This window comes from Photobacterium sp. WH77 (genome assembly GCF_022014395.1).
Lineage (GTDB): Bacteria > Pseudomonadota > Gammaproteobacteria > Enterobacterales > Vibrionaceae > Photobacterium > Photobacterium arenosum.
This window is the reverse complement of sequence record NZ_JAKLTE010000001.1, coordinates 240,031-256,434: the sequence shown is the minus strand read 5'-3', so window position 1 is coordinate 256,434 and position 16,404 is coordinate 240,031. Positions and strand designations below refer to the sequence as shown.

Genomic DNA, 16,404 nt, shown 5'->3' with positions numbered 1-16,404 from the left:
GGCTTAGGCGCTGTGCTGTTTAATCAGGTCGATAAAGTGGTCAAAAAGTGGTGCCGCATCGTGCGGACCCGGGCTGGCTTCAGGGTGACCCTGGAAGCTGAAAGCCGGCTTGTCGGTACGGTGGATGCCCTGCAGGGAGCCATCGAACAGCGACTTGTGGGTGGCACGCAGGTTATCTGGCAGTGTGTCTTCATCAGCCGCAAAACCGTGGTTCTGGCTGGTGATCATCACAACATTGCGGTCCAGATCTTTAACCGGGTGGTTGGCACCGTGGTGACCAAATTTCATTTTCACTGTCTTGGCACCGCTTGCCAGCGCCAGGATCTGGTGTCCCAGGCAGATGCCAAACACAGGCAGGCCTTTGTCCAGAAATGTTTTCGTCGCTTCAATCGCGTAAGTACAAGGCTCCGGGTCGCCGGGGCCATTTGACAGGAAGACGCCATCCGGATTCATCGCCAGCACTTCTTCTGCTGAGGTTTCTGCCGGAACAACCGTCAGGCGACAACCACGGTCAACCAGCATGCGCAGGATATTACGCTTGGCACCGAAGTCATAAGCCACCACATGGTAAGGTAACTCGCCGGCCTCTTTGGCTTCCGGCAGCCCGCCTTCCAGCGTCCAGGAACCCTGCGCCCAGCTGTAGCTTTCTTTGGTCGACACCACCTTCGCCAGATCCATCCCTTTCAGGCCAGGAAAGGCTTTGGCTTTTTCCAGCGCCAGCGCCGCGTCGAGATTGTCACCCGCCATGATGCAACCATTCTGCGCGCCTTTCTCACGCAGCAGACGGGTCAGCTTACGGGTGTCAATGTCAGCGATACCAACAATGTTTTGAGATTTCAGATAATCAGACAATGTCTGCTGGGAACGGAAGTTTGAAGCAATAAGAGGGAGGTCGCGAATTACCAGGCCTTGCGCGTGGATTGCAGTAGATTCTTCGTCTTCGGAATTGGTTCCGGTATTGCCAATGTGGGGATAAGTAAGAGTGACAATCTGTTGAGAGTAAGAGGGGTCAGTGAGAATTTCCTGGTACCCCGTCATCGAGGTATTGAAAACAACTTCACCAACGGCCGAACCATCTGCACCGATGGATACGCCGTGGAACACAGTCCCGTCTTCAAGGACTAACAGCGCCGATTTGTTCAAGACAACCTCCAATCTTCATAAAAACGCAAATAAAACAGATAAAATTGCATTTACCCATTCCATAGAAAGTCAAAACCCCAGTCAAGCCGAATTTTGACAAATTGCGCGCATTCTAGTGATCCATGCCCAAACTGTCAACAACAGGGGGAAATTAAATTTTAAATATCGACCACTCCGACCGCTTAAGCCGCCAAACCAGAGAAAGCATATCTTTTCCTGCCTTTTCCCATCGGCCTTCCGGGCTGCATGTTCAGGCAACCGTTTGCCAAGCCAGCCAAACGCTCACTATAAATTATCTAACGGATAAACCACAGAAATCATGCAAGATAACACCTGCTTTTACCGCACGGGAAGGACTAAGGCGCAACAAGCACACAAAAAAGCAAGCAAACCCTTGGATTTACAGTGAAGAGCACAACAAGAATGCTTTCTCGCTCAGTTTGATGATTTATGCAAAATGAAGGAGACTAAAAACAGAGAACTGAGCAGAACACTGCAGCCGGAACCGGCTGCAGTGTGACAGAAGTGAGTTACAGATCGTTCAGGCCAAGCACATCCTGCATGGTATAAAAACCCGCCGGTTGCTTATCCAGCCAAGCCGCCGCGCGGACTGCACCGTTGGCAAATGTCATGCGGTCTGTCGCTTTGTGAGTGATTTCGACCCGCTCGCCAATATCAGCAAACATAGCCGTGTGCTCGCCGATAATGTCGCCGGCGCGAATCGTCGCGAAGCCGATCTCATCACGGCTGCGCTCACCGGTAATCCCTTCACGGGCATAGACAGCAACATCGCTCAGTTTTTTCCCCATTGCGCCGGCAATCGCCTCGCCCATGCCCAGCGCCGTGCCGGAAGGCGCGTCGACTTTGTGTCTGTGGTGGGCTTCTATGATTTCGATATCACAGTAATCCCCCATGATCTTGGCCGCTTTCTCCAGTAGCTTGAACGTCAGGTTGACGCCGACACTGTAGTTGGGGGCCATCACAACGGCTATCTGGCTGGCGGCTGCATCGATCCGGGCTTTTTCTTCTTCGCTAAAACCGGTTGTCCCAATGACAATTTTCTTATTATGGCGCTGGCACAGCGCCAGATTCGCCAGTGTTGCAACTGGCGCAGTGAAATCAATCAGCACATCAAAATCATTGATCGCTTTTTCAATATCATCGACCACAGCCACTTCCAGCTTGCCAATACCCGCCAGCTCACCGGCATCAACGCCGATCAAGCTGCTCTGAGGACGCTCAGTCGCCGCACCCACCTGTGCCTGCCCAGACTGTGCTGTCGCTTTCAGTAACTGGCGTCCCATTCGCCCTGCCGCACCGGCAATCGCGATTCTGACCATAGCTGTTTCTCCTTAAAACATTCAGCAGATGAAGGTCTGTTTATCTTTCAGGGCCAGGTTTACCGGCCAACACCACGCCAAGACCATGAAAGATAAACAGCCCATTAATCTAGCCTGTATAACGGTGAAAAAAAACCCCGGTTATAACCGGGGTTCCATAAATAATCCTGCGACGGGCTGCTCAGCCTACATTTTTGACCTGCAATTCGCGCGGCACTTCAAAAAACATATTTTCTTCGCGGCCGCTCAGCTCTTCCACTTCGCCACCGGCCAGAGCCTGAATTCGCGCGATAATCTGGTTGACCAGCGCTTCCGGCGCAGAGGCGCCCGCAGTCACGCCCACACTCGTTTTGCCGGTCAGCCAGTTGGCATCAACATCTTCGGCACAGTCCGTCAGGTAGCTTGGGGTACCCAGCTTTTCTGCTAATTCACGCAGGCGATTGGAGTTTGAGGAGTTCTTTGACCCCACCACTATCATCACATCGACGCTGGCGGCCATTTCACGCACGGCATCCTGGCGATTCTGGGTTGCATAACAGATGTCATCTTTGCGCGGTCCCTGAATCTCCGGAAAGACCTGTCGCAAGCGATCAATGACCTCTGCGGTTTCGTCCACCGACAAAGTCGTCTGACTAACATAATGCAGGTTACCCGGATCTCTCACCACAGTTTTCAGCTTGTCAACATCGACCGGGGTTTCAACCAGGTACATACCGCCCGTATCGCTGGCGTACTGGCCCATAGTCCCTTCGACTTCAGGGTGACCGGCGTGGCCGATCAACACCACTTCCATATCGCGGCGACTGGCGCGGGCCACTTCCATATGGACTTTGGTGACCAGAGGGCATGTCGCATCAAACACGGTTAACTTACGTGCTTTAGCTTCATTACGAACGGCCTGAGACACTCCGTGAGCAGAAAAAATAACAATATTATCATCCGGCACTTCGCTCAGCTCTTCGACAAAGACGGCCCCACGCTGTTTCAGTCCTTCAACCACAAACCGGTTGTGAACCACCTCATGGCGCACGTAAATAGGCGGCTGATACAGCTCCAGCGCACGCTCAACGATACTGATTGCCCGATCAACACCGGCACAGAAACCACGAGGGTTAGCAAGTACGATTTTCATATCTGAGGACTCTTTACCTTCATCCTTCCACTCTTGATCTCAAGATGACCAGGAGCGGATATGGGTTTACCCTTCGATGCCGACCACTTCAACATCAAAGGTCACCCGCTGGCCGGCCAGCGGGTGATTGAAATCAACAGTGACAGAATCACCGACCACAGCGGTAATCACACCAGGGATATCCTGCCCGTCCGGGCCGCTGAATGCAATGATAGCGCCGACTTCTGCCGGAGCGTCAGAGCCAAAGCGGGTTAAATCAACATGATGGATATTGTCAGGGTTCGGCATACCGAATGCATCTTCCGGCTCAAGCACAAACTGGTTTTTCTCGCCCTGCGCCAGGCCAAGCAGGCAACGTTCAAAGTTGTCAGTCAGGCTGCCATCGCCCATACGAAACTTAGCCGGTTTCCCCATAGACTGAGTAGACTCAGCGACAGAGCCGTCTTCCAGCTTGATGGAAAAGTGCATTAAAACTTCACTGTTGTGCGTGATAACCGACATACATACATCCTGATTACGAATTACTGAGTGATACGGCAGGCCTTAATTATCATGCTTACCGGATAAATCCATCGCTTTTTACAATAAAGCGCCGCCCATCGCAACGAGCAGCGCCTGGTCCGTGAGCCTGAACGCCTTACTGGCTTGCTTTGGTCTTGGTCTTTCCGGCCAGAAACCCTTCCAGAATGATAAGACCCGCGCCAACGCAGATTGCCGAGTCGGCAATATTAAACGCCGGCCAGTGGTGCTGCCCGATATAGAAATCGAGAAAATCCACTACAAAGCCATGGTACAGGCGATCAAACAGGTTACCGAGTGCGCCACCTATGATCAGCGCATAGGCAGAGTTGACCATAGTATGGCTGGCTGGAGTGCGGCGCATCCAGACCATGAGTAACGCAGTCACCCCTAAGGCAATAGCGGTAAACAACCAGCGCTGCCAGCCGCTGGCATCACTGAGAAAACTGAAAGCCGCGCCGTAGTTATGCACATACAGCAGATTAAAGAAGGGCAAGACTTCAATGCGGTTAGGCCAGCCGTAACCCATGCTGTCCATCACCAGCAGCTTAGTACCGATATCGATGGCAAAGACCAGAACCGCCAGCCACAGCCAGCGGATTCCGGATTGCTTCAAAGCAGGTAAATTACTCATCAGGCAAACTTGCGCTCTTCACCCTGACCATCAATGTTGGTCACACAGCGGCCACAAATTTCTTCATGCCCGGCAATGGTGCCGACATCGGCCACATGGTGCCAGCAGCGATCACACTTAGCCGCGTCCGATGCTGTCACCAGCACCGACAGACCTGCCACGTCAGTCGGTTTCGCCTCTGCCGGCTTGCTGTCAGTCAACGCCACCTGGGCTTTAGAAGTCAGCAGTACAAAGCGCAGCTCATTTTCCAGACTGTTCAGCTTGTCCGCTAGCTCAGGTTCGGCAAACAGCGTCACCTCTGCCTGCAGCGCACCGCCAAGGCGTTTTTCGTTACGCGCTTCTTCCAGCAGTTTGTTCACAGCGCCGCGAACCGCCTGGATCTCAGTCCAGAATTCGTTGCTGAAAGCATCATTTTCAGACAGCTCAAACAGGCCTTCAAACCACTCGCCGGTGAAGACAAAGGTATCACGCTCACCCGGCATCTCATTCCAGATTTCATCGGCGGTGAAAGACATGATAGGCGCCATCCAGCGAACCAGAGCTTCGACAATATAGTACAAAGCAGTCTGGCAGCTGCGCTGGGCATGACCACCACGCTTGGCGGTGTACTGGCGATCTTTGATCACATCGAGATAGAAAGAGCCCATTTCGATCGAACAAAAGTGCATCAGGCGTTGGGTCACTGTGTGCAGATTGTATTCATCGTAAGCTTGGATGATTTCATCCTGTGCCGCTTTCGCTTGCGCGACTGCCCAGCGATCCAACGCAACCATCTCTTCCGCTGGCACGCAGTCGGTGGCCGGGTTGAAGCCACTCAGGTTGGCCAGCAAGAAACGCGCTGTATTACGGATACGACGGTAAGCATCAGCACTGCGCTTGAGGATTTCATCTGACACCGCCACTTCGCCGGTGTAGTCAGTCGATGCGACCCACAGACGCAGGATATCAGCGCCCAGCTTATTGGTAACATCTTTTGGCGCAACCACGTTACCGATAGATTTCGACATCTTACGACCCTGACCATCAACCACGAAACCGTGGGTCAGAACCTGACGATAAGGGGCCTTGTTTTTCATCGCCACCGATGAAATCAGCGAAGACTGGAACCAGCCACGATGCTGATCAGAACCTTCCAGGTAAAGATCGGCCGAACTGCCATTGAATTCTTCACGATTATCAACCACGGCATAGTGGGTGGCACCGGAGTCGAACCAGACATCCAGGGTGTCCAACACTTTTTCGTATTGCTCAGCATCGACTTCACCCATGATCTCGGCAGGGTTGAGATCCCACCACGCCTGGATGCCTTTTTCTTCCACCAACTGGGCCACTTTTTCAATCAGCGCCAGACTGTCCGGATGCAGTTCCTGCGTTTCTTTATGGACGAAAAGTGCAATTGGTACGCCCCAGGTACGCTGACGCGAGATACACCACTCAGGGCGACCTTCAACCATGCTCTCGATACGGCTCTGGCCCCACTCAGGCATCCACTGAACGCCTTTGATTTCTTCCAGTGCTTTTGCACGCAGACCGTTCTGATCCATGGAAATAAACCACTGCGGGGTGGCACGGAAGATGATTGGGGTCTTGTGACGCCAGCAATGCGGATAGCTGTGCTCATAAGAGTGATGATGCAGCAAGGCACCGTGTTCTTTCAGCGTCTCGACAACTGCGTCGTTGGCTTTGAAGACGTGCTGACCGGCAAACAGTTCGGTATCCGGCAGGTATACGCCGTTACTGCCGACCGGGTTTGCCACTTCCAGGCCGTACTTCTGACCGACAACAAAGTCTTCCTGGCCGTGGCCAGGCGCTGTGTGCACGCAGCCCGTACCGGATTCGGTGGTCACGTGATCACCCAGAATCACAGGCACATCAAAGCTGTAGAACGGGTGGTTAAAGCGCAGCAGATCCAGCTCTATGCCCTTACAGAAGCCCAGATTGTGGAAATGCTCGATACCGGCACGATCCATCACATCTTTTGCCAGTTCAGCGGCCACAATCAGACGTTGAGGCTGCTCGCCTTCCACCTGGATCAGGACATATTCCAGATCGTCACGGACGGCTACCGCACGGTTGGCCGGCAATGTCCAAGGCGTAGTGGTCCAGATAACAATGGACACATCACCCTGCCCCTGGTGATCACTGGCCAGATTAAACTTGCTTAACACCTCAGCTTCATCAACGGCTTTGAATTTCACGTCAATAGACGGCGAGACCTTGTTTTTGTATTCCACTTCGGCTTCAGCCAGCGCTGAACCACAGTCGGTACACCAGTGAACAGGTTTGAAACCTTTCAGCAGGTGGCCGTTATCTGCAATTTTGCCCAAGGCACGAATGATGTTGGCTTCGGTAGCAAAATCCATAGTGCGGTAAGGCTTGTCCCACTCACCCAGTACCCCGAGGCGAACAAAACTTTCTTTCTGGCCTTCAACCTGACCGGCTGCATACGCACGGCATTTTTCGCGGAACTCGGCGGCAGAGACTTTATGGCCGGGTTTACCGACTTTTTTCTCTACCATTAACTCGATCGGCAAACCGTGGCAATCCCAGCCTGGCACGTAAGGCGCGTCAAAGCCGGACATCGACTTTGACTTGATAATAATGTCTTTGAGAATCTTGTTCAGTGCGTGACCAATATGAATATCACCATTGGCATATGGAGGGCCGTCATGCAGTACGAAAGATTTTTTACCTTTCTTGGCTTTACGGATTTCACCGTAGAGATCCTCGTCATACCAACGCTTAAGCATTGCAGGCTCGCGTTGCGCCAGGTTGCCTCGCATCGGAAACCCTGTTTCAGGCAGGTTCAGGGTATCTTTATAGTCGCTCATTGATTCTCAATTCCGTTACTTGGGCGAAGTTGGACATGTTGACGATGCTCAGACAGCCACACCCGCGCAGTCTGGGCATCACGCTCGATTTGCGCTTTCAGCGCATCAAAGGAGGCGAATTTAATTTCATCTCGTAGTTTGTGGTGTAGCACCACTTCAATCTGACAACCATAAATATCAGACTGATAATCAAATAAATGGACTTCCAGTTGCTGACGCTCGCCGTTCACTGTCGGCCGGCGGCCGATATTCGCCACCCCGGGCAATGGCTGTTGCGCCACCCCCAGCACTTCAACGGCATACACACCGGAAACCGGTGAAACCCGGCGCTTCAACGGCACATTGGCCGTGGGGAAGCCTATGGTCCGGCCCAGCTTCTGGCCATGTGACACCCGGCCGGTAATACTGTATGGGCGGCCCAGCATGGCCTCCGCTGAGGCCAGATCATCACTGGCCAGTGCTTCGCGGATTGCCGTACTGCTCACTCGCTGAGTATCCACACAGTAACTCTGGGTACTGACAACCTCAAAGCCGAATTCACGTCCGGCAGCTTCCAGCATGGTAAAATCGCCGCTGCGGCCTTTACCGAAGCGAAAGTCGTCACCAACAACCAGAAACTTAACACCCAATTGTTCCACCAACAAGCGACGGACGAAATCTTCCGGCGCCATATCGGCAAAGCGGGCGTTGAAATTGACACACAACAGGCGATCAATGCCTGCATGACTGAGCTGCTGATACTTGTCGCGAAAGCGAGTCAGCCTTGCCGGCGCCTTGTCTTTGGCAAAGAGCTCCATAGGCTGAGGCTCGAAACTCATCACAGTCGAAGGAACCCCTAATCGTCGGGCTTGCTCCAGTACCTGACGCAGCACGGCCAGATGGCCCTGATGGACCCCGTCAAAGTTGCCAATTGTCAGAACACAGCCGTGGTGACCGGGCCGGATATTATGAATTCCTCGGATCAATTCCATCTGCAGCTAATCATTACCAAAGTCAAAAACTGACGGATTATATACCAGAGCGCAACAGGGTTAAAACCATGCGCGCCGTAAGATGTACTTTTTTGCCGCAATTCCGTGCCAGCCATGATCCGTATCGCGCACCTTAGCTTTCGCTACGCAGGTGGTGCAAACGGACGCCTGTCACTGTCAGTGATAACAGGTAAGTCACGGCACCAATCCCTATCAGGCCAGTCAGCCAGTACACACGCTGAACCAGACCCAATGACAGCCAGTGCGCCATATCTGGCGACAACCATAACAGCACGCCCACCATAGCCACACCGGCAATAACCAGACGGACCACAAATCCAAACGTAGTACGTGAAATACGGTACACCCCGGCGCGGTGCAGGCCGCGGTACAAAAGTGCGGCGTTGACCAGTGCTGATAAGGCTGTTGCCAGCGCCAGACCAACATAACCTAGGAAATAGGCAAAAATAGCATTGAATACCATGTTGGTGACCATAGCAATAACACCATAGCGCACCGGGGTACGGGTGTCTTGCCTTGCATAGTAACCAGGCGCTAGCACCTTGATTAGCATAAAGTTCAGCAAGCCAGATGCATAAGCCAGCAGCGACATGCCCGCCTGCTCGACATCATTGGGGGTAAATTCCCCCCGCATGAAAAGCACCATCAGCATAGGCTTAGCCAGCACCATTAGCCCCAGCATAGCAGGCAAACCGAGCAGAAGTACCATTCTGACCCCCCAGTCCATTGTGTGGGCAAAATGCTCCCGGTTCTGATCCACATGCTTGCGCGACAAGGCCGGCAGGATCACGGTCGCAATGGCAATCCCAAACAGACCCAAAGGAAATTCAAGCAGCCGGTCTGAGTAATACAGCCAACTGATAGAGCCCGTCATCAGAAAGCTGGCGATGAAGGTATCAAACAACAGGTTAATCTGGCTCACTGACACACCGAACAAGGCCGGGATCATCAGAGTGCGGATTTTCACCACGCCGGGATCGCGCCATCCCCAGCGTGGACGTACCAGCACCCCTTCCCGGTAAAGAAAGGGTAACTGAAACAGAAACTGTACTAAACCGCCCAGAAAAACGCCCAGAGCCAGGCCGATTTCAGGCTGTTCCAGATTCGGTGATACCCACCAGGCACACAAAATGATGGAGATATTGAGAAATACCGGGGTAAACGAAGAAACGGCAAATTTCCCCAAGGTATTGAGGACGGCCCCCGACAAAGCGACCAGAGTGATAAACCACAGGTAAGGAAAAGTGATTTTCAGCAACAAGCTTGCCAGCTCAAACTTCGGCGCTGCCGGCCCGTCATTGAGCCAGTCAATAAACCAACCTGCTCCAAACAGGGCTGTAATCACCCCGGAACCCAATACGCCCAAAAGGGTGACCAAGGTAACTATGCCCCCCAGCGTACCGGACACCCGGGCGATAAGCTCACGGGTCTTATCTTTATCACCCGCCGCATGAGCTTCGGTCAGCACGGGAACGAAAGCCTGAGAGAAAGCCCCTTCCGCAAACAGGCGGCGAAGAAAGTTTGGGATCTTATTGGCGAAGAAAAAAACATCGGCAGCCGCACCGGCTCCCATCAGGTTTGCTACCACTACATCTCGCACTAAACCCATGACGCGAGATACTAAAGTCATACTGCTGACAATCAGCCCGGAGCGCAAAAGACGCTTACTCACAAAAAAACCTCATAAAAGATGGCCCAGAAAGGTGACTTGCAGAGCCAAATGCTGGTAGAATCTGCCGCCATATTAACCGTGTTAATGCACAAGTGCCAATTTCAATGGCGCGGCTGTTATTTGCACAAATCATTTGACATTGTTCGGTTTTAGAGGCATATTCCTCGGCCTTAAATTGTCACCATACCAAGAATTTGGGAGTTACACCCTTGGCAAATATCAAATCTGCTAAGAAACGTGCAATCACTTCTGAAAAACGTCGTCAGCACAACGCTAGCCGTCGTTCTATGATGCGCACTTTCTTCAAAAAAGTTGTTGCTGCTATTGAAGCAGGCGATAAAGAAGCCGCCGTTAAGGCCTTCGCTGACATGCAACCTGTTATGGACCGTATGGCTACTAAAGGCCTGGTTCACAAAAACAAGGCTGCTCGTCATAAAGCGCGCCTGTCTGCAAAAATCAACGCTCTGTAATTTCAGTGCATTGATGCTACAGCAATAAAAAAACCGGCTATGGCCGGTTTTTTTATATCCGCTATTTACTTTAACGTCTCGTACCAGGCTGGTAATAAGTGCCTAGCAGTACATTTGCTGCAACAGCTGAATCATCGACTTCACTTCCTGGCTTCTCAGCCTGTAGAACACAGTCTGCGACTCTTTACGTGTCGCCACCAGGCCATCGCGCCTTAGCCAGGCAAGGTGCTGTGACAAGGCCGACTGGCTTAATTCCAGACGGTCACTCATCGTTCCAACCGACAACTCTCCTTCCAGCAAGTAGCATAAAATCAGCAGCCGCCGCTCATTAGCCATAGCCTTAAGCAAAGACACTGCCTGAGGAGCACTGTGATGTAACTTTATGGTTTCCATCTTTCCACCGCTTGAACTTCAGTGATTTATCTATTGACTTCTATCACTGAAAAAGGCGGTCATTTGAACAATTTTCTGAAGTCGGCTTCGCAAATTTTCTTCACCGCAGGGTGCATGATCATACGTTCTGCAAAAATAACGTAATATTCCTCCCGAATCGCTCTTACTCGCTTCACTTCGCGTACGGTATGCGACTGTTCGATCTCTTCGGCATAAATCGAAGGTGCCACAAACATAGATTTTCGAAACGCGCCGAACGCTTTCATTAACGCCGCATCATCAAACTCACCCAATATGTTGGGCGTGATCCCCTGCTGATCAAACCAATGATGCAGTTTACGTCCCATAGCCGTACGGCGTCCCGGTACCAGCAGCTTGTACTCTTCAAGGCAGGCAGGAAAACTGAGTGACTTATCTGCATCCGAACAGAAAAAGCTCATCCCTGACTCGCCCAGTTTTTTACTGAACAACCCAGGGCTCTGTGTGGAGTCCACCGGGCAATCAGACAAAATCATATCCAGCTTATGCTGAGACAATTGCTCCAGCAGCATTTCATGCGTCGACTCGTAGCAGCGCAAATGTATGCGCTCATCTTCCGGGATACCCGCCATCAAAATCTTACTGACCAGGCGTTTTGACAGCGCATCCGCGACCCCGACTTCCAGCAACTGATTCTCGCGCTGGGTATAATTCACGATATCCAGTAATTCATAACTGAGATCAAACATTTTGTCGGCGTACTTAAAGACCAGCTGTCCCAGCTCTGTGGGCTCAATGTTGCGGCCAACCCTTTTTGTCAGCTTTCCGTTCAGCCTTTCCTCAAGCGCTCTTATCTGGCCCGTCACTGTCTGCGGAGCAAGAAATAATGCATCGGCCGCTTTGGTCACTGACCCTTGCTTGCAGACCATCCAGAAATAATACAGGTGATTGTAATTCAGGTGCGACACTGTCGTAGGCCTCGATACTCAACAAATAAAAAACCCCAGGCCTTGTCAGCCTGGGGTTATCCTATGTGTTTTTTATCCGAAAAGACACTGAGTCTTGGGACGGGAAAAAGATTATTGCGCCTGTATCTCTGTCACTGTTTCCGCTGACACCAAATGGCGGGAACGCTCACCCGCACGTTGCTCCAGCGCCCGGGCCAGAAAACCGGTAGGCGTATCGTCCTGCCGTTCCTGGTTCAGATTCACCCCCTGCGCAAAGCCGGTAAGATAGGCTTTGCACAGCTCATTATCAAGCTGCTGCTGGCAGTGACTGTAGTCAGCCGCCGCCGCTGAGGCACCGGCCGAACTCAGGCCCAATACCAGTACAATTAATGCTTTCATAAACACCTCCCTGTCCCGGATCACGATGATGTCTGACTGTCCTTAACGGCCTTGGCGGCCGGAAGCGAACGGTGCAGCAGTATATAGCCGACAACAGCTGCGGTGGTCGAACCGATCAGAATACCCAGCTTGGAATAAGTAATCAGCTCGAGATCAGCACCGCTGAATGCCAGCATCGAAATAAATATCGACATAGTAAAACCGATACCGCACAGCACTGACACCGCAAATATCTGACTAAAGCCTGTACCTTCAGGTAAACGCGCTATCCCCATTCTCACTGCCAGATAGCTCGCGATAAAAATACCCAGCGGCTTACCAACAAACAGGCCCAGCGCAATCCCCAGTGGCAGCATCGCGGTCAGACCTTCTGCCGATACGCCTGCCAGCGAAATTCCTGCATTCGCAAAGGCGAACAGCGGCAATATCAGATACGCGACATACGGATGTAATCCATGCTCCAGTGTCTTGAGCGGCGAGATTTCTTTGCCCTGCTTATTCTGCCCCTGAAGTGGGATAGCAAAGCCCAGCACGACACCCGCCAGCGTGGCATGCACGCCCGACTGCAGTACGCTGAACCAGAGCACCAGCCCGACCAGAATATACCAGACCAGGTTAGTAACATTACGGGCATGCATAATAAAGAGCACGGCGGTAGCTGCAAATGCCACAGCCAGCGCAATGGCAGACAAATCACTGCTGTAGAACAAGGCGATGATAACAATGACACCCAGGTCATCAATAATTGCTAATGCCAGCAAAAAGACTTTCAGGCTAACCGGTACCCGATTACCCAAGAGGGCCATAATACCCAACGCAAATGCGATATCTGTCGCAGCTGGGATTGCCCAGCCACCAATCGCCACAGGATCGGCATAGTTAAAAAGCACATACACTAAAGCCGGTGCGACCATGCCACCCAATGCGGCGATGGCCGGAAAAATCGCTTTCTCTTTAGTATTCAGTGCACCTTCGATCAGTTCACGCTTCACTTCCAGGCCAATCACCAGGAAGAAAATCGCCATCAAACCATCGTTAATCCAATGCTCAACCGACAGGCCTGCAATATAAGTATGTAATGCGCCCTCATACACTGACTGCAAAGGCGAGTTGGCAATAATCATGGCCAGAGCCGCCGCAACAATCAGCAAGATGCCGCCGGCAGACTCTAATTTAAAGAATTTCAGAATTACATCGGTCATTGACCGCAGCTCCTTACTACTCACTGTAAAATCACACTTTTTATTGATGTGCGGTTGAAACAGTGTAGACGCCTACTGACATCTCTGTGAAATCGTTTGTTTAGAGTCAACAGCTCGGGAAAACCGAGCCATTGACAGTAATACACCGTAATACCCGCAGTATTTAACTATCATCCCAGGTCAGTGACAGCACACTTTCCAGAGTAAGCTGCCACCACTATGACACTGAAAACCCACCCGGCAAATTTTTTATCTGTTTTTTTTCGACATCCTTCTCTTCAATACTAATAAACGTTTTATCAAAAAAATCACAGCCTTAAGCCCATAGATTAAAAGATAGATCCTGATCCCATTCTTTGCTCCTGACCACAAAATCCTCTGGTATGACAGAAAGGCTTCGCTGTGTCATATTTCTGAAATATTCGTTCTCTACTATCGCGGCAACATTCAAAAAACTGACACCAAAATGACATCACAATGTCACGGAGAACAGAATATGACTACCCAAGCCACCACAGCTGAGCCAATACAAAGCTCCATGCGATGGGTTCGTTGGGCAAACCTGGTTTTCATGCTTTATCTGCTGCTGGTCGCGGTCTCCCTGGTGAGCGGCGGCTTTAAGTGGTCGGTAGGAGAGCAGGCCAAAACCCTGTTTGAATTTGCCTCACACCCTGTTGCAGGCCTGATGATCGGTCTGGTAGCCACTTCTCTCATCCAATCTTCCAGTACAGTTACCTCTATCATAGTGGGTCTTGTTGCTGGTGGTCTGCCCGTTGAAACCGCGATTCCTATGGTGATGGGTGCCAATATTGGTACGACTATGACCAATACACTGGTCAGTCTGGGCCATGCCCGCTGTAAAGATGAATTCCGCCGCGCATTTTCTGCTGCTACGGTACATGATTTCTTCAATCTGCTGGCCGTCCTGATCTTCCTGCCACTGGAAATGATGTTTGGCCTGCTGCAAAAAATTTCGGCCTGGCTGGTTTCACCCCTGATGTCGACCGGTGACATGAGTATGAAGGGACTGGACTTCATTAAGCCCCTGACAAAACCGGCAGTGAACGCCGTAAAAGCGCCACTGGAATCATTGGGCACCATGGGCGGTGTCATTATGATTGCGCTTGGTATCGCGCTCATCTTCCTGGCAATTACTGTCATGGGTAAACTGATGCGCAGCCTGATGGTTGGCCGTGCCCGTGACATCCTGAAAAGTGCGATTGGCCGTGGCCCGGTACACGGTATCGTGTCAGGTTCCATTGTAACCATACTCGTGCAGTCGTCCTCTACAACGACCAGTTTGATGGTGCCTCTGGTCGGTACCGGAGTGCTGAAAGTACGCGATGTGTATCCATTTACGCTGGGAGCCAACATAGGCACCTGTATTACCGCACTGCTGGCTGCAACAGCCATTTCTGGCGACCATGCCGTGTTTGCCCTGCAAATTGCGCTGGTGCACCTGTGCTTTAATGTGCTGGCAACCCTGCTGATCTTTGGCTTGCCGTTCCTGCGTGAACTGCCGCTGAAGGGGGCTATCTACCTGGGCGAGCTGGCAGTGAAAAGCAAATCAACCGTGGCGGCCTATCTGGGACTGGTCTTTATCATTATCCCTGGCAGCATTCTGGCCTTAACTGCATAAGTAGCCTTGTGAATACTAAAAAATCCCTGCTCGCTGCGAGCAGGGATTTTTTTCATCTGATGATAACCACCTATCCTATCGCACCAACAACAAGAGTGAATACTCAGGCTGGCCGTTAGCAGCTTTAACGCCCTTTCAGGCATAAAAAAGCCCCACATTCGTGAGGCTCTGGTTTTATCTTTTATCAGACTGAAAACGGATACTGTATCGGCTCATGGTGCTGATAATCTTCTACTTTAAAATCATCCATAGTGACCCAGGTTTCCAGATCTTCCAGTGATTTAATCTCTGGGTTAATCACCAACCGGGGCGATGGATACGGATCTCGCTTAAGCTGAACATCTCGCATCAACGCCAATTGATCTTCATAGATATGCGCATTGACAATCTTGTGGTAGGCCTTGCCGGCTTTATGGCCTGTGATTTGCGCCATCAGAGCCAGCAGGGTATACACCTGAATCTGATTAAAATTGAGCCCGAGCGGCACATCACAAGAACGCTGGTAGCTGGTCAGATACAGGCTGTCACCCAACAGCGAAAATGTATGAGTGTGCATACACGGACGCAGGCAGCCCATTTCAAATTCACCCGGGTTATAAAACGTCAGTATCTCACCGCGATCATCGAGGCCACGGCTCAAATCATCAACAATTTTCCGCAGTTGATCCAGGGTGCTGCCATCGGGCTTGCGCCAGCTTCTGCCCTGCACACCGTACACACGGCCCATGTCGTCGGTACCTTTGCGGTGTGGATTACTCAGCCATGCCTGATTGTTATTCGCGTTGGCATTCCAAGTGTTACAACCGATCGCACGAAACTGTGCGGCACTGTCATAGCCTCGCAGATAGCCGAGCAGTTCTGCAATCGCCGCTTTCCAGTAACTTTTACGCGTGGTGATCAGCGGAAACTGATTGTTGGCAACATCATAAGTCAGATCAGCGTTAATCAACGTCAGGCAACGCTTGCCTGTACGTTCATTGGCAACCCACTCACCTTCACTGATAATCCGCTGGCATAAATCTAAATACTGTTTCATGTCTCTGTTAACCCAAAATAGCGGGAGAAAATCTGTCTGCAAGCATACCATAATCACAAATCAGGCAGCCAACGGG

The 16,404-nt window shown here is 51.6% G+C and carries 15 protein-coding genes; 2 read left to right on the top strand and 13 right to left on the bottom strand.

All coding sequences use genetic code 11. From position 1 onward, the window contains the following. Positions 1–3 precede the first annotated feature (3 nt). The 8 genes from carA to murJ all read right to left on the bottom strand — a co-directional run bounded on the left by carA (position 4) and on the right by murJ (position 10,263). A complete protein-coding gene (gene carA / locus L6J37_RS01115) occupies positions 4–1,143 on the bottom strand; it encodes a glutamine-hydrolyzing carbamoyl-phosphate synthase small subunit (protein ID WP_192015576.1) in 1,140 nt (379 codons plus the stop codon). Positions 1,144–1,673: 530 nt separating this feature from the next. Further along, the gene (gene dapB / locus L6J37_RS01110; RefSeq protein ID WP_218383383.1) at positions 1,674–2,483 is read right to left on the bottom strand and encodes a 4-hydroxy-tetrahydrodipicolinate reductase; all 810 of its coding nucleotides are present in this window, start codon (positions 2,481–2,483) and stop codon (positions 1,674–1,676) included. A gap of 181 nt (positions 2,484–2,664) precedes the next feature. Continuing rightward, a complete protein-coding gene (gene ispH / locus L6J37_RS01105; protein WP_192015575.1) occupies positions 2,665–3,615 on the bottom strand; it encodes a 4-hydroxy-3-methylbut-2-enyl diphosphate reductase in 951 nt (316 codons plus the stop codon). Positions 3,616–3,681: 66 nt separating this feature from the next. Next, on the bottom strand, positions 3,682–4,116 hold the full coding sequence (fkpB, locus tag L6J37_RS01100; RefSeq protein ID WP_192015574.1) for an FKBP-type peptidyl-prolyl cis-trans isomerase: 435 nt from the start codon (positions 4,114–4,116) through the stop codon (positions 3,682–3,684). A 136-nt stretch (positions 4,117–4,252) separates the two neighbouring features. Then, a complete protein-coding gene (gene lspA, locus L6J37_RS01095; protein WP_218383385.1) occupies positions 4,253–4,768 on the bottom strand; it encodes a signal peptidase II in 516 nt (171 codons plus the stop codon). Continuing rightward, a complete protein-coding gene (gene ileS, locus L6J37_RS01090) occupies positions 4,768–7,599 on the bottom strand; it encodes an isoleucine--tRNA ligase (RefSeq protein WP_192015572.1) in 2,832 nt (943 codons plus the stop codon). The genes lspA and ileS overlap by 1 nt, the downstream gene beginning before the upstream one ends. Continuing rightward, positions 7,596–8,570 carry a bifunctional riboflavin kinase/FAD synthetase gene (ribF, locus tag L6J37_RS01085; protein ID WP_237793825.1) on the bottom strand — a complete coding sequence of 325 codons (975 nt, stop codon included), beginning with the start codon at positions 8,568–8,570 and terminating at the stop codon, positions 7,596–7,598. Before ribF ends, ileS begins: the two co-directional genes overlap by 4 nt. 133 nt (positions 8,571–8,703) lie before the next feature. Beyond that, a complete protein-coding gene (gene murJ / locus L6J37_RS01080; protein WP_192015570.1) occupies positions 8,704–10,263 on the bottom strand; it encodes a murein biosynthesis integral membrane protein MurJ in 1,560 nt (519 codons plus the stop codon). Between the two features lie 209 nt (positions 10,264–10,472). On the opposite strand from murJ, the gene rpsT reads away from it, so the two are divergent. Then, positions 10,473–10,733, top strand: coding sequence for a 30S ribosomal protein S20 (gene rpsT, locus L6J37_RS01075; RefSeq protein WP_027253088.1), 261 nt, complete (start codon positions 10,473–10,475; stop codon positions 10,731–10,733). Between the two features lie 102 nt (positions 10,734–10,835). On the opposite strand, the gene L6J37_RS01070 is transcribed toward rpsT, so the two are convergent. From L6J37_RS01070 to nhaA, 4 genes are all read right to left on the bottom strand, one after another. After that, on the bottom strand, positions 10,836–11,126 hold the full coding sequence (locus tag L6J37_RS01070; RefSeq protein ID WP_192015569.1) for an ArsR/SmtB family transcription factor: 291 nt from the start codon (positions 11,124–11,126) through the stop codon (positions 10,836–10,838). Between the two features lie 59 nt (positions 11,127–11,185). Next, entirely contained in the window at positions 11,186–12,073 is an 888-nt protein-coding gene (gene nhaR / locus L6J37_RS01065) for a transcriptional activator NhaR (RefSeq protein WP_192015568.1), read from the bottom strand. Positions 12,074–12,184: 111 nt separating this feature from the next. After that, on the bottom strand, positions 12,185–12,451 hold the full coding sequence (locus L6J37_RS01060) for a hypothetical protein (RefSeq protein ID WP_237793824.1): 267 nt from the start codon (positions 12,449–12,451) through the stop codon (positions 12,185–12,187). 20 nt (positions 12,452–12,471) lie between these two features. Continuing rightward, a complete protein-coding gene (nhaA, locus tag L6J37_RS01055) occupies positions 12,472–13,653 on the bottom strand; it encodes a Na+/H+ antiporter NhaA (protein WP_192015566.1) in 1,182 nt (393 codons plus the stop codon). A gap of 496 nt (positions 13,654–14,149) precedes the next feature. Between nhaA and L6J37_RS01050 the strand changes: the two genes are divergently transcribed. Then, positions 14,150–15,292 carry a Na/Pi symporter gene (locus L6J37_RS01050; protein ID WP_192015565.1) on the top strand — a complete coding sequence of 381 codons (1,143 nt, stop codon included), beginning with the start codon at positions 14,150–14,152 and terminating at the stop codon, positions 15,290–15,292. Positions 15,293–15,476: 184 nt separating this feature from the next. Here L6J37_RS01050 and L6J37_RS01045 read toward each other — a convergent pair whose 3' ends face one another. Next, positions 15,477–16,328 carry a thymidylate synthase gene (locus L6J37_RS01045; RefSeq protein ID WP_192015564.1) on the bottom strand — a complete coding sequence of 284 codons (852 nt, stop codon included), beginning with the start codon at positions 16,326–16,328 and terminating at the stop codon, positions 15,477–15,479. Between the last annotated feature and the right edge of the window lie 76 nt (positions 16,329–16,404).

Excerpts from the sequence above, each read along its gene's own strand:
- dapB (WP_218383383.1), bottom strand. The coding sequence starts at position 2,483 with ATGGTCAGAATCGCGATTGCCGGTGCGGCAGGGCGAATGGGACGCCAG.
- ispH (WP_192015575.1), bottom strand. The coding sequence starts at position 3,615 with ATGAAAATCGTACTTGCTAACCCTCGTGGTTTCTGTGCCGGTGTTGAT.
- fkpB (WP_192015574.1), bottom strand. The coding sequence starts at position 4,116 with ATGTCGGTTATCACGCACAACAGTGAAGTTTTAATGCACTTTTCCATC.
- lspA (WP_218383385.1), bottom strand. The coding sequence starts at position 4,768 with ATGAGTAATTTACCTGCTTTGAAGCAATCCGGAATCCGCTGGCTGTGG.
- ileS (WP_192015572.1), bottom strand. The coding sequence starts at position 7,599 with ATGAGCGACTATAAAGATACCCTGAACCTGCCTGAAACAGGGTTTCCG.
- ribF (WP_237793825.1), bottom strand. The coding sequence starts at position 8,570 with ATGGAATTGATCCGAGGAATTCATAATATCCGGCCCGGTCACCACGGC.
- L6J37_RS01070 (WP_192015569.1), bottom strand. The coding sequence starts at position 11,126 with ATGGAAACCATAAAGTTACATCACAGTGCTCCTCAGGCAGTGTCTTTG.
- L6J37_RS01060 (WP_237793824.1), bottom strand. The coding sequence starts at position 12,451 with ATGAAAGCATTAATTGTACTGGTATTGGGCCTGAGTTCGGCCGGTGCC.
- nhaA (WP_192015566.1), bottom strand. The coding sequence starts at position 13,653 with ATGACCGATGTAATTCTGAAATTCTTTAAATTAGAGTCTGCCGGCGGC.
- L6J37_RS01050 (WP_192015565.1), top strand. The coding sequence starts at position 14,150 with ATGACTACCCAAGCCACCACAGCTGAGCCAATACAAAGCTCCATGCGA.
- L6J37_RS01045 (WP_192015564.1), bottom strand. The coding sequence starts at position 16,328 with ATGAAACAGTATTTAGATTTATGCCAGCGGATTATCAGTGAAGGTGAG.